Source organism: Burkholderia sp. SRS-25, from assembly GCF_004343765.1.
Classification (GTDB): domain Bacteria; phylum Pseudomonadota; class Gammaproteobacteria; order Burkholderiales; family Burkholderiaceae; genus Burkholderia; species Burkholderia contaminans.
In genome coordinates, this window is sequence record NZ_PTXM01000004.1 from 334,516 (window position 1) to 348,123 (window position 13,608).

11 protein-coding genes are annotated in these 13,608 nt (G+C 69.3%); 5 read left to right on the top strand and 6 right to left on the bottom strand.

The features are described 5' to 3' along the window. The first annotated feature begins 108 nt into the window (after positions 1–108). Positions 109–1,017: a LysR family transcriptional regulator gene (locus C5O79_RS06180; protein ID WP_131931252.1), complete on the top strand. Its 909-nt coding sequence runs from the start codon at positions 109–111 to the stop codon at positions 1,015–1,017. 34 nt (positions 1,018–1,051) lie between these two features. Here the strand turns inward: C5O79_RS06180 and C5O79_RS06185 are convergent, their stop codons facing one another. The 4 genes from C5O79_RS06185 to C5O79_RS06200 all read right to left on the bottom strand — a co-directional run bounded on the left by C5O79_RS06185 (position 1,052) and on the right by C5O79_RS06200 (position 6,066). Then, positions 1,052–2,545: a mechanosensitive ion channel family protein gene (locus C5O79_RS06185; protein ID WP_131931254.1), complete on the bottom strand. Its 1,494-nt coding sequence runs from the start codon at positions 2,543–2,545 to the stop codon at positions 1,052–1,054. An 89-nt stretch (positions 2,546–2,634) separates the two neighbouring features. Continuing rightward, a complete protein-coding gene (locus tag C5O79_RS06190; RefSeq protein WP_046546725.1) occupies positions 2,635–3,048 on the bottom strand; it encodes a DoxX family protein in 414 nt (137 codons plus the stop codon). Positions 3,049–3,279: 231 nt separating this feature from the next. Then, positions 3,280–5,088: a winged helix-turn-helix domain-containing protein gene (locus tag C5O79_RS06195; protein ID WP_131931256.1), complete on the bottom strand. Its 1,809-nt coding sequence runs from the start codon at positions 5,086–5,088 to the stop codon at positions 3,280–3,282. 546 nt (positions 5,089–5,634) lie between these two features. Then, positions 5,635–6,066: a DUF3331 domain-containing protein gene (locus tag C5O79_RS06200; RefSeq protein ID WP_122477589.1), complete on the bottom strand. Its 432-nt coding sequence runs from the start codon at positions 6,064–6,066 to the stop codon at positions 5,635–5,637. A 369-nt stretch (positions 6,067–6,435) separates the two neighbouring features. Between C5O79_RS06200 and C5O79_RS06205 the strand changes: the two genes are divergently transcribed. Then, positions 6,436–7,416, top strand: coding sequence for an alpha/beta hydrolase (locus tag C5O79_RS06205; RefSeq protein WP_122477587.1), 981 nt, complete (start codon positions 6,436–6,438; stop codon positions 7,414–7,416). A gap of 85 nt (positions 7,417–7,501) precedes the next feature. Here the strand turns inward: C5O79_RS06205 and C5O79_RS06210 are convergent, their stop codons facing one another. Then, positions 7,502–9,070: an MFS transporter gene (locus C5O79_RS06210; RefSeq protein WP_122477584.1), complete on the bottom strand. Its 1,569-nt coding sequence runs from the start codon at positions 9,068–9,070 to the stop codon at positions 7,502–7,504. 83 nt (positions 9,071–9,153) lie between these two features. Here C5O79_RS06210 and C5O79_RS06215 point away from each other — a divergent pair, with 83 nt between their 5' ends. Further along, entirely contained in the window at positions 9,154–10,200 is a 1,047-nt protein-coding gene (locus C5O79_RS06215) for an HlyD family secretion protein (protein WP_122478936.1), read from the top strand. Beyond that, positions 10,197–11,645, top strand: a complete 1,449-nt coding sequence (locus C5O79_RS06220) for an efflux transporter outer membrane subunit (RefSeq protein WP_122478934.1) — start codon at positions 10,197–10,199, stop codon at positions 11,643–11,645. Before C5O79_RS06215 ends, C5O79_RS06220 begins: the two co-directional genes overlap by 4 nt. Positions 11,646–11,669: 24 nt before the next feature. On the opposite strand, the gene C5O79_RS06225 is transcribed toward C5O79_RS06220, so the two are convergent. Continuing rightward, on the bottom strand, positions 11,670–12,941 hold the full coding sequence (locus tag C5O79_RS06225; protein WP_122478931.1) for an NAD(P)/FAD-dependent oxidoreductase: 1,272 nt from the start codon (positions 12,939–12,941) through the stop codon (positions 11,670–11,672). Positions 12,942–13,167: 226 nt separating this feature from the next. Here C5O79_RS06225 and C5O79_RS06230 point away from each other — a divergent pair, with 226 nt between their 5' ends. After that, the gene (locus C5O79_RS06230) at positions 13,168–13,440 is read left to right on the top strand and encodes a UBP-type zinc finger domain-containing protein (protein WP_046546719.1); all 273 of its coding nucleotides are present in this window, start codon (positions 13,168–13,170) and stop codon (positions 13,438–13,440) included. The last annotated feature ends 168 nt before the right edge of the window (positions 13,441–13,608 follow it).

A 13,608-nucleotide genomic window follows, 5' to 3' on the forward strand; every position in this document is an offset into this window, starting at 1 on the left:
TGCAATGAACGACGGGGCGCATCAGTCTAGCAAACCACGATGACGCGCGCTGCCTCCCGCGCGGCACGCGCTGGTATGATGCGCCAGCCGCCCCTACCGGAACTCGCGATGAAGCTGTCATTCGAAGCGCTCGAAGCCCTCGATGCGATCGACCGTACCGGAACGTTCGCCGAAGCCGCGGAACTGCTGCATCGCGTGCCGTCCGCCCTGACCTACCTGGTACAGAAACTCGAGAGCGATCTCGGCGTCATGCTGTTCGACCGCAGCGGACGACGCGCGAAGCTCACGCACGCGGGCCGCATCGTCGTCGAGGAAGGCCGGCGGCTCCTGCATGCGGCCGAACAGCTGGAGATGAAGGCGCAGCGCGCGCAGGAAGGCTGGGAAACCGAGGTCCGCATCTGTGTCGACGAGATCCTGCCGTTCGATGCAATGTGGCCGTTCGTGCACCGGTTCTATGCCCTCGAGATGGACACGCGGCTGCGGCTGTCGACCGAAGTGCTCGGCGGTGCGTGGGACGCGCTGATCTCGCGCCGCGCGGATCTCGTCGTCGGCGCCGCCGGCGCGCCGCCCGAACTGCCGAACATCATCGCGCACCCGATCGGCGCGCTGAAACACGTGTTCGCCGTTGCACCGACCCACCCGCTCGCCGCACTTCCCGAGCCGCTGTCGATGGCGACGGTCGTCCAGTATCGCGGCGCGGTGATCAGCGATACGTCGCGCGAGTTGCCGCCGCAATCGGTTGCGATCGACGCGGGCCAGCCCTATCTCGCGGTGCCGACGCTCGCGGCCAAGCTCGATGCGCAATGCGAAGGGCTGGCGGTGGGCACGCTGCCGGAATGCATCGCCGCCCGCGCGATCGCCGACGGCAAGCTCGTCGCCTGCCGCGTGACCGGCATGCGCGACACCACGCATTGCTATCTCGCGTGGCGCAGCGACGAGGCCGGCCGCGCACTCCTGTGGTGGGTCGAGCAACTCGATCGCCCCGACCTCGTCGATCGCCTTTTGCAGATCGCCTGAACGCGTTCGGCGCCGGCGAAGGCCCCTGCCCGCGTCAGACGATCGAATCGTGCACGCGCTTCATTTCCTTCTCGAGCCACGCGATCAGGCTGAATGACGCGTGCGCCTTCTCTACCGGCGGGATCATCATCCTTTCCTCGGTCGCGATGTGCTCGGTCACCGATTCGCACATCAGTCTGCCGAGCTCCGGCTTCCTGCGGATCAGCGCCGACAAATCCTCGCTGCGCAACTGCAGGACGGCCATCGCGGTCACTGCATGCACGGTCGCATGCAGGCGCGTGCCGGCCAGCACGACCGATTGCCCGATCGCATCGCCGGGCGCCATCCGCCGCACCTCGACGTCGCCCGCCGGGCCCGGCACGAATACGGCCGCGACACCGGATTCGACGATCGTCAGCACGCGCGTATCCGAATTCGATGCATAAATCACGTCGCCCTGGCCGAACGAACGCGACACCAGCGCATCGGCCAGCGCGGCGAGATCGTCGTCGTCGACGCGCGCGAACAGGTCCACCGCACGCAACAGCAGCAGCCGGCGCGATACGTCGTGCCGGCCGTGCCCGTCGTGCCCGTCCGCCGCCGCTGCCGGCGCGGTGCTCGCGAGCGGCCGCCACGCGATGCCTGCCGCGGCCAGATGCCGATGCGCGAGATCGTACAGCGCGTTGCGCACGGCCGTCGTCTTCTGCAGCGCGTCGACGTAACCGAGGAGCTCGTAGCGGATTGCGTTGGTGCCGAATGCCTTCACGACGGCAATGGGCGCGGGGCGCGCGAGCACGTCGAGCGAACTGGCCGCCGCGCGCTCGAGCGCGCCGACCACGATCGCCGGCCGCACCGCGGGATCGACGTCGAGCGTGAGCGTCACGCCGTGCAGGCCGGACGGTTCGCTGAGGTTCACGATGGTGGCGCGGGCCGCGGCGCTGTTCGGCACGACGACCAGGTTGCCGAGGCTGTCGATCAGCTTCGTCGCCCGCCAGTTGCTCTCGACGATCCGCCCTTCGATTTCGCCGATCGACACGGTGTCGTTCAGCCGAAACGGCTGCGTGGTATTCAGCACGAGCCCGGAGAATACGTCGTTCAGCGTGTTCTGCAGCGCGAGGCCGAGGATCACCGCCACCGCGCCGGACGTCGCGACGACGCCGCTCAACGGCAGGCCGAGCACGTAGCCCAGCGCGGCGACCACGGCCGCGCCGAACACGACGCCCGCGGCGATGTCGTGAAAAAGCCGCTGGCTGCGCCACGCGGGCGGCAGCAGCAGATGATCGAGCAGCAGGCTGAAGACGATCGCGCATTGCAGCCACCACACGATGCAGATGGCCTGGAGCGCGACGCGGTCGAGGCCGGCGGCCGAGGCGGGAACGGCGAGCGGGCTCACGCCGTGCGCGAACAGCACGGCGCTCAGCGCGGCGAATGCCGCGCAGCGCCACACTGCCCGGGTCGCGCCGCGGCCGCGCCCGAACAGGCGCCACGCGGCGAGATCGGCCAGCACGATCGGCGCGCCGTAGAGCGCCGTGTCGGAGAGATTCAGCATATCGGAACGGAACGATGGCGACGGCAGCGTGACGGTCGGTTCGCCGCCGCTGCGGCGGGATGATGGGCGCGGGCGTGCCCGCGGCCGCGCTACTCGCGCCGGCGCACCATGCCCGGCAACGCATAGCGGCCGGCCCCGGCGATCGCGATCGTGCCGAACAGGATCAGCAGCATCCACGCGAACTGCGCATCGCGCAGCGACCAGTCCGGATGAACGAACACCAGCGCGACGAGCGTGATGATCATCACCGGCAGCGCGGCCAGCCGCGGCCATACGCCGACGATCATGAAGACCGGGCACACCACTTCCGCGAATATCGCAAACAGGATCGACAGCGTGCGGCCGAGATGAAACGGATCCTCGATCGCGGCGGCTTCCGACGTGTAGTGAAAGACCTTGGGCAAGCCGTGAACCACGAGCAGCAGCACGCTGGCGGTGACGCGCAGGAACAGCAGGCCGAGATCGGCCGCGTGGCGGGAAAGGTCGGATTCGGGAGGTGTCATGCGGCAGTTCGTCCGGTTGGGCGGGCACGCGGCGGCGCAGGAGGCGCCGCACGTGTCGCGACGCCCGCCTGGCGAATGGCGTCGCGATATCTCGGCGCGCGCACAGGATCGCCACGCAAGCGTGCCGCGATGGCCGCGCCTTACGCTCGCAATCTACGCGTGCCGCGTGCCCGTGTCCTTGCGCCGCGCTGAAACGTTCTGAAGCGCGGAAGGCACCCCGCCCATCCGCCGTCAGCCCTCGCGCGCCGGCAGCTCCGCCTCGGCCGCATCGAATCCGAGCGCGTGCACTTCCGACCACGCGTCGTGCACCGCCTGCGTCGATCCGGCCGTATGCGCGAGCGCCGCTGCATACGCGGCGAGCAAGCGCACGCGCGCATCCGCGGCCTCTGCCGTGGTGTCGGTGTCGCGCATCGCATCGAGCGCCACGCGCGCCCGTTCGCGGCATTCGTCGACGAGCGACAGGTCGAACAGGCAAGGCACTGCGACGGCCGCGAGCGCGATGCCGAGCGCCGCATCGCCGTTCGCCGAGAATGCCCAGTCGAGCGCGGCACGCAGGTTGCCGAGTTCACGCCGCACCGCATCGAGCCGCGCGAGGCCGCCGTGCTCGCTGCCCCGCGCGCCACCGCCATGCGCCGCTTGCAGGAACAACTCGAGGTAATAGCCGGCGTGCGCACGCGCGGCCGCCGCGCCGTCGCCATGCGCGTCGAGCTGCTGCTGCGCGTACGCACGCGTGGTCGTCAGCAGCCGGTAGCGCGGCGCGCCGTGCGCGGTCTCGAGGATCAGCAGCGATTTCGACACGAGGCCCGCGATCGTATCGAGCAGGTCGGCGCCGGCCAGCCTGTTCGGACCGACCACCGCGCGCACGGCCTCGATCGAGAAACCGTCGCGGAACACGCCGAGCCATCGCAACAGCAGACGCTCGGCATCGCCCAGCAGCCGGTCGCTCCAGTCGTACATCGCCTGCAGCGTCTGATGGCGCGGGAGCGCGGTGCGAAAACCGCCCGTCAGCAGCCGGAAATGATCGTCGAGATGGGCAGCCAGCACGTCGATGCCGAGCACGGCGGCACGCGCCGCGGCCAGTTCGATCGCGAGCGGCAAGCCGTCGAGCCGACGGCAGACCGACGCCATCAGCGACAGGCTGCGCGCATCGAGCGGAAAACGCGGATCGGCCGCGCGTGCGCGTGCGGCGAACAACTGCACGGCGCTCGCGCGCATCGCATCGTGATCGGCCGCGCCTTCGTCCGGCACGTCGAGCGGCAACACCGGGCACACGCGCTCGCCGTGGATGCGCAGCGATTCACGGCTCGTCGCGAGCACGCACAGGCCGTCGTCCGCATCGGTCAGCGCGCTCGCGATCCGCGCCGCGGCATCGAGCAGGTGCTCGCAATTGTCGAGCACGAGCAGCATCCGGCGACGCGCAACCGCGGCGAGCACCGCTTCGAGGGTCAGCGCGCCGGTCGGTTGCGCGATGCCGAACGCGCCCGCGAGCGCATCCGGCACGAAGCGCGGGCACGCGACCGTCGCGAGCGACACGAACACGGTGCCTTCAGGAAAACGCGCGTCCGCGCGCGCTGCCGCTTCGATCGCGATTCGCGTCTTGCCGATGCCGCCCGCGCCGACCAGCGTCACGATGCGTGCGTCCTGCAACGCGGCCAGCACCTCGTCGACCATGCGCTCGCGGCCGAACAGCGCGCCGGGCGCGATGGACGGCCGCGACATCGCGGGGCGCACGGGCGCGCCGTCGTCGTCATGTTGCTCGATGACGAGCCGATAGCCGCGGCCCGGCACCGTCACGATCAGGTTCCGGTCGTCGGCCAGCGCCTTGCGCAGCGACGCGATGTGCACCTGCAGGTTGTTTTCTTCCACCACGGTGTGCGGCCAAACGCGCTGCATGATTTCGTCTTTCGATACCAGTGCGCCGTTCGCCCGAATCAACAGCTCGAGAATCTCGAATGCGCGACTACCGATGCGCAACAGCTTGCCGTTCGAACGAATTTCACGTCTGTCGAGAAAAACGTGAAGTGTTCCAATTCGGATCATCGCAATTTCTTGATGGTGACATTCAACGGCGCACGGTTTAAACCCCGCGCCGGTTTCGCGTCAATGCTACGGTATTTACGTAGCAGAATGATTCAAATTATCAGAATGAAGCGATCGAATTTTTTGAAATGACGAAAAACGCCGCGACGACGACGTGTGGCACGCGTGTGGCCATATGCACCCGAATGCGGCAAGAAAAGCACGGCGGTGCACGATTCATGTGCGAATTACCGATTCGCTCGTGAATATGATTTACATATATCAGACGATATGCTTGCCGGTTCGGGAAGATTCGATGCTTTTTCCGTTTGATTCGGCCGGTCGATCGAATGCGTGCGGGTTCCACATATAGCGCCGGTAGATCATCGCTCCGCGTCGATAGCGGAACGATTCCCGCGTCGGGCAGCCGTGCGACCGGGCCGGTGCAAACAGCGGCCATTCGTCGCGCGGTATCGGCGGGCGTGTCGCAGTCGCCTCCGTTCCGAGGTTGACGGCGTCACGACGTACCGCGCCGGCCGCAACCGACGCAGCGCCGCGCTGCCGGCGTCATGGCCGGGGCTGTCGCGCGGCGAACACGTCGAGCGCCGACGCGAGAATCATCTCGCGGCAGTTCGCCGGCCGTTTCGCGCCGCGCCACTGCGGCTTGTAGATGGCATCGCCGACCCGGATCGGCATGCCGGTGAGCGCGCAACGCCCGAGCCCGCGCGCCTTCGCGCTGATCCAGCGCTGCTCGTCGTAGCGGCAGTGCGTCGGGTCGCTCCACGACACGAGCATCGACGAATCGGTCTGCCGCTCGGCGGTGACGATCGCGCAGCGGCGGCGGTTGTCGCCGCTCGACGGCGTCGGCGCGTCGCCGCGATGGCCGCGGCGCGGGCCGTCCGCCTGTCGCGCGCGCGGCATCGGCATCGACCGGACGACCGCCATGGAAGACGGCCCGAGCGACGTGATCATGTGCTCCCAGCGATTGAAGGCATCCATGGTGGCAAATCCAGGCTAGTGACGGACGGTGCGGGCAGTCGGATCCATGCGCGCGACGCGGAACGTGCGCGGATGATCCGATGTCGACGATAGTCGCCGCGCGCTGAAGAGTCCCGGTCGCGCGCTGAATTTTTCTGCAGCGCGGCAAATTTCCCTCCGAAGCGCGGCGCGTTCAAGAAAATTCAGCCGGATTTCAGTACGGCGCACATTGCGCCGCGATACGCTCCCGACGGCATTCGTTCGTCCGCGCCGCACGAATCGGCGTGCGACGACGCAAGCGGACCGGCTGCCGGCGGGATGGCCGCGGCCGGTCGTCACCGATCCACCATCCCGCGCGGCATCGTTGCGCCGCATACCTCAGGAGTCCAGATGCACCCCGTACAGACCGACGCCGTTCCGTCGGCGCGCCGCCGCGACATGCTGCTTGCCGGCGCGACGGCCGTCGCGGCAGCCGCGCTGCCCGCGATGGCGTCCGCTGCCGGCACCCCCGCCCGTAGCGCCTCTTCAGCCCACCCAGGAGCTCATTCGATGAACACGATCACCACCCAGGACGGCACGCAGATCTACTTCAAGGACTGGGGCAGCGGCCGCCCGGTCGTGTTCTCGCACGGCTGGCCGCTGTGTGCGGACGCGTGGGACGCGCAGATGCTGTTCCTCGTGCAGCACGGCTATCGCGTGATCGCGCACGACCGCCGTGGCCACGGCCGTTCGAGCCAGCCGTCGCGCGGCAACGACATGAACACGTATGCGGACGATCTGGCCGCCCTGCTCGACGCACTGGACGTGCGCGAAGCGACGCTCGTCGGCCACTCGACGGGCGGCGGCGAAGTGGCGCGCTACATCGGCCGCCACGGTACGAAGCGCGTGTCGAAGGCCGTGCTGATCGGCGCGGTGCCGCCGCAGATGGTGAAGTCGCCGACCAATCCCGGCGGCCTGCCGATGGACGTGTTCGACGGCATCCGCAAGAACGTCGCCGAGAACCGTTCGCAGTTCTACAAGGATCTCGCGGTGCCGTTCTTCGGGTTCAACCGCCCGAACGCCAAGCCGTCGCAGGGCACGATCGACGCGTTCTGGTCGCAAGGCATGATGGGCGGCATTCACGGCCAGTATCTGTGCGTGAAGGAGTTCTCCGAAGTCGACTACACGGACGATCTCAAGAAGATCGACGTGCCGACGCTCGTGCTGCACGGCGATGACGACCAGATCGTGCCGATCGACGATTCGGCCCGGCTGTCGTCGAAGATCGTCAAGCATGCGCAGTTGAAGGTGATCGAAGGCGGCTCGCACGGCATGTGCGTCGTGAACGCCGATCGCATCAACGCCGAGCTGCTCGCGTTCCTGCAGGCATAAGCGCGCCGTCTGCCGTCGCGGCGCGCATGCCGCTTCGGCAGACGTGCCGTTCAGGATTTTTCAGGAAAATTCAGCCGCGCCGCGCTCACTGCGCCCGCACCGGCCTCAGCAGGATGCCGATCAGCGCACCGGCGAGCGCGAACGCCATCGCCACGCGGAAATTGTCGGCCAGCGCGAGTGTGGTCGCCTGCACCCGCACCGCCCGATCGACGAGCGCGTAGGCAGCCTGGTTGCCGGTCGCGACCGTGGCGCCGTGCGTCACCAGCGATGTCGCGCCGGCGCGCAGCCGCTCGAGCGTCTCGGGATCCGACAGCGACACATGCAGACCGACGAGATTCGAATGGGTACCCTCCCTGATCCGCTGAATCACCGCGATCGACGTCGTGCCGAGCTGCCCGCTCAGCAGGCGCGTCGTCTGCACGACCGCGCCGAACGTCAACGCGTGTTCGGCCGTCACGTGCTTGCCGAAGAAGAAGATCACCGATGTGAGCGCCATCGTCTGCCCGAGCGCCTGCAGCAGTTGCGACGGAATGAAGTCGGGTTCGGCCCACGTGGACGTGAGGCGCGCGCCGAGCGCGAACGCGATCGCCACCGTCACGAAGCCGGCGACGATCAGCCGGCGCGGATCGACGCGCTGCAGCAGCAGCGCGACGCAGGGCGCGAACAACAGCTGCGGGATCGCGATCCAGCGCAGCGTGTCGCCGATCTGCAACGGCCGCAGCCCGTACGTGCTGGCGAGGAACAGCGACGGGATGAAGCTCGTATTGAGCACGGTGAAGCGCACGAGGCCGACGAGCACGATCAGCAGCGCGATGTTCGGCCGTGCGAGATAGCCGAGGTCGAGGCCCGCGCGCGGCGACGCGAGCTCATGGATCAGGAACGCGGCGACCATCAGGATGCCGAGCGCGAGCAGCGCGACGATCAGCGGCGATTGCAGCCAGAACAGCCGTTCGCCCTGGTCGAGCGCGACGCACAGGCACGCGAAGCCGCCGGCGCCGAGCAGCATCCCGCGCGCATCGAGGCCGGACGCGAAGCGCTTGACCGGCTCGTCCGCCAGCGACAGCAGCAGGCACGCGATGAACGGCACCGTCAGCACCGCGTTCTGCCAGAACAGCCAGCGCCAGCTCAGGTGTTCGCTGTACCAGCCCTCGAGCGTGGCCGACAGGTTCAGCGACATCTCGAGATTCATTGCATACGCGGCGATGCCGAACGCAATGAGTCGCGGCGGCAGCGTACGGACGACGAAGCCGACCGTCAGCGGGACGAACACGCCGGACGCGAGCCCCGCGATCGCCTGCAACACGACGAACGCGCCGAACTGCGTGCAGAGCGGCAGCGCGGTTTCGGCGCCGAGAAATACGACGGCGCCCGCGACCAGCACGCGGCGCGTGCCGAACATGAACGCCGCGGCGATCGCCAGCGGCCCGACGAACATCTGCGACGCGGTAAACGCGGTGTTGATCCATGCGCCTTCGTCGAAGCCGACGCCGAGCGCGCCGCGCACGTCGGCGAGCCCGAGCGACGTGATGCGCGAGGTCAGCGTCGCGATGATCGCGCCGAGCAGCACGGCCGCGATCGCGGCGATCGACCGGAACGTCGGGATGTCGGAGGCCGCCGCAGGCGCGGCACGACCGGTCGCAAACGTGGTGTTCATCGTCAAGCGGCTCCTCGCTGTCAAGCTGGCGCAAGCATAACGCGATGCGTCGAACCGTGCCCGTACGATGGAGTTTGCCGACCATGACCTCACCTTCCGCCGATACGCCGGCCGCTTCGGCGCCGCCGCCGGCCACGCCCGCTCGCTCGCGCCGGCCCGCCATCGTCGCGATCGCCGCGATCGCGCTGTTGCTCGTCGCATTGCTCGTGTACGAGTTCGACGCGCGTGATCGCGGCACCGACGACGCGTACGTGACCGGCCACCTGCACGTGATCTCGCCGCGCGTGGCCGGCACGGTCGAGCGTGTGCTCGTCGACGACAACCAGTTCGTGCATGCCGGCGACGCGCTCGTGCAGATCGACCGGCGCGACTTCGACGTGCGCGTCGCGGCGCAGCGCGCGCGCGTCGCCCAGGCGCATGCCGATGCGAGCCGCGCACACGCGCTGATCGAGCAGGCGGACGCGGCGCTCGTGTCGGCGCACGCCGATGCCGACAAGGCCGAACTCGACTACGCCCGCGCACGCGAACTGACCCGCGAGACACCGCGCGGCTTGTCGAAGCAGGAGTTCGATGCGGCCGATGCCGCCCGCAAGTCGGCCCGTGCGCGCGTCGTGGCGGCCGATGCGCAACGGCGCAGCGCCATCGCCGCCGCCGAGGCCGCCGACGCCGCGGCGAGCCAGAACGACGCCGAGTTGCGCGACGCGCTGTTGCAGCTCGGCTACACGGCGGTCGTCGCGCCGTCGGACGGCTACGTCGGCAAGAAGACCGTCGAGACCGGCGAACATGTCGCGCCCGGCCAGGCGCTGCTCACGCTGGTCGAGCCGCATCCGTGGATCGTCGCCAATTTCCGCGAGACGCAGCTGCGGCACGTGCGCGCCGGCGACGCCGTGCAACTGCGCTTCGATGCGCTGCCGGAGCGTACGTTCACCGGCCGCATCGACAGCCTGTCGCCCGCGACGGGCGCGCAGTTCGCGCTGCTGCCGCCCGACAACGCGACCGGCAATTTCACGAAGGTCACGCAGCGCGTGCCCGTGAAGATCCTGCTCGACGGCCCGGCCGCGACGGAGCCGCGCATCCGGCCCGGGCTGTCGGTCGTCGTCACGCTGCAGGGCGGCAGCGAATCGCGATGACGCGCGCATTCGTCCTGCTCGCCGCGAGCCTGCTGGCCGCGTGCTCGATCGCGCCGCAGCCGCTCGCGCCCGTCCCGGTCGGACGCGACGGGTTCCGCCATGCCGATCCGTTGACCGATCCGTCAACCGCTACGCGCACGCCATCGCTCGCTGCGTGGCCGGCCTGGTTCGGCGACCCGCAACTCGGCCGCCTCGTCGACGCCGCGCTCGCGCACAACCTCGATATCCGCACGGCAGCCGCACGCGTCGACCAGGCGCAGGCGCTGCTCGGCGTGCGCGATGCCGCGCTGGCGCCGACCGTGCGCGTCGATCCGTCGTTCAGCCGCACGCGCGTCTCCGGCACGGTCGACAACGCGCTGCCGAAGCGCACGATGCACAACTGGTCGGTGCCCGTCTCCGCGAGCTACGAAGTCGATCTATGGGGGCGCTTGCGCGGCGATGCCGACATCGGCGAACAGAACGTGCTGCAGGCGGCGGCCGACCGCGATGCGGTGCGTCTGCGGGTGGCGACCGAAGTGGCCGTCGACTATCTGACGCTGCGCTACGTCGACGATGATCTCGTGACGCTCACGCGCGCGATCGGGCTGCGGCGCACCGCGCTCGACGTGATCGCCGCTCGCGTGCGGGCCGGCGCGGCGAGCGATCTCGACGGGCTGCGCGCGTCGGCCGATCTCGATACCGCGCATGCCGATCTCGCGGAGAGCCGCCGGCTGCGCGAGAACCTCGTCGACGCCATCGCGGTGCTGACCGGCGTGTCGCCGACCGCATTCGACGTCGACACGGGCGCCGTGCCCGTGCAGGTGCCGGATGTGCCGGCCGGGCTGCCGTCCGCGCTGCTCGCCCAACGCCCGGACGTATTCGCGGCGGCGCGGCGCGCCGATGCGGCGTCGCTCGAACTGGGCATCGCGCGCACCGCATGGCTGCCGACGCTGACACTGACCGCCGATGGCGGTTTCGCCACCCGCGACCTGCGGTCGTTTCTCGACCGCAACAGCTCGCTGTGGAGTCTCGGCGCGAACGTCGCGCTGACGCTGTTCGATGGCGGCAAGCGCGATGCGGCGGTAGCGGCCGCGCGTGCCGGCATGGACGCAACCGACGCCAACTATCGCGCGACCGCGATCGGTGCGTTGCGCGACGTGCAGGACGCGCTCAACGACATCGCCGCGCAAAAGGAGCGGATCGCGCGCTACGACGACGCGGCGCGCGCGACGGATGCGGCGGCCCGGCTGTCGTTGAGCCGTTACGCGCATGGGTACGTCAGCTATCTGGAAGTCATCGACGCCGATCGCGATGCGCTGAATGCGCGGCGCCAGCTGATTCACAGCCGGCAGGCGCTGGCCGTCGCGACGGTGAGCCTCGTGCGCGCATTGGGCGGCGGGTGGACGCCGCCGGCGCGCGCCGCCCGGGACGGATTGCGCGACACTACGCAAGCCGACGCGCGATGAATGGATCAACGGCCCGCGAGCGCGTCACGCGCCCGCGAGCCGATGCGCATCCTCGCCGAGAAACCGGTGCACGAAGGTCACCGCCATTGCGCCTTCGCCGACCGCCGACGCGACGCGCTTGACCGATCCCGATCGCACGTCGCCGGCCGCGAACGATCCCGGCACGCTTGTTTCCAGGTGGTACGGCCGTCGCTCGAGCGGCCACAGGCGCTCGAACGACGGACAGTCGTACAGGTCACCGCCGGTCACGAGATAACCGTTCGGATTGCGGATGATGTCGGTGTCCTTCGCCCAGTCGGTATTCGGCGCGCCGCCGATGCACACGAACAGGCGCGTGGCCGGCAGCCGTTCGCGCGTGCCGTCCGCCGAGCGAAGCTCGATCGCGTCGAGCCAGCCGTCGCCGTGCAGCGCGGCGACGCTCGACCGGTAGCGGACCTCGATGTTCGGCGTGCGCTCGATCCGGTCGATCAGGTAGCGCGACAGCGTGTCCGCGAGCGACGCACCGCGCACGAGCATCGTCACCTGGCGCGCATGCCGCGAGAAATTCATCGCGGCCTGGCCGGCCGAATTGCCGCCGCCGACGATGAACACCTGCTCGCCCGCGCACATCGGCGCTTCGCTCGACCCCGCGCCGTAAAACAGCCCCGCATTTAGAAACGCCGGCTCCTCCGGCAGCCCGAGGCTGCGATATTCGATGCCGGTCGCGCAGATGTTCGCGCGCGCGACCAGGATCGACCCGTCGGCGAGCTCGACGCGGATCTTGCCGTCGACGAACGTCGCATGCACGCCCTCGCGCATCGTCAGCAGCTCGACGCCGAACTTCACCGCCTGCTCGCGTGCGCGTTCCGCGAGTTCCGCGCCCGGAATGCCGTCGGGGAAGCCCATGTAGTTCTCGATCAGCGAACTCGTCCCGGCCTGCCCGCCTATCGCGCCGCGCTCGATCACGACCGCGCGCAGCCCTTCGGACGCCGCGTAGACCGCCGCCGACAGCCCGGCCGGCCCCGCGCCGTAGATCGACACGTCGTATTCGACGAAGCGCGGGCGCGCGACCCAGCCGAGCCGCGCGGCGATCTCGGCCAGGGTCGGCTGGTACAGGCGCGAGCCGTCCGGAAAGATCACGACCGGCAGCCGGATGTCGCGCAGCGGCGCGATGCCGAGCACCTGCGCGCAGTCGGCGTCGGAGGTCAGCTCGCACCAGTCGTACGCAATCATGCGCCGCTGCAGGAAATCGCGGATCGCGTACGCGTCCCTGCTGCGCGGCAGACCGACGATCCGCACGTGTTGCGGTTGATCCATGAGCGCCTCCCGATGATGTCGATGTCGGATGCGGTTCGGCCGGTGCCGCGGCGTGGCCGAACGCATTCGCGACTGTACGCCGCCGCCGCGCGCCGCGCGGGCCGCTTCATGACAATTAAGGTCCGGCCGCGACGCGACACTGCACAATGCCGCGTATCCCTCCCGCTTGCGGCCGCGTGCCGGCCGTGCCGCGAGCGTCGCTCCCGCGCCGGCATCGGAGCGCAAGATGGCCAACGCCTGTACGCATCTCGACGAAGCACGCGTATTCGACACCGACAAGGACTACTGTGAGGAATGCATCAGATCGGGCAGCGGCTGGGTGCATTTGCGGATGTGCCTGATCTGCGGGCACGTCGGTTGCTGCGACTCGTCGCCGAATCGCCACGCGAGCCGGCATTTCCGTGAAACCGGCCATCGGCTCGTCCGCTCGATCGAGCCCGGCGAGCGCTGGATCTGGTGCTACGCGGACGAAGTCGTCGCCGGCGAGATTCCGTCTTGACGCGACGCGCGGGGCCACCGCGACACCGCGCGCCCGTCATCCGCGCCGCGCGCCGCATCCCCGGCCGATCCGGGGCCGGACACCGTTCAGAACGTTTCAGCGCCGCTTCAGGCCATGATCGCGGCCTCTGCGTAGACTGGCGTTCATGAGCTGCCGCGCAGGACGGCG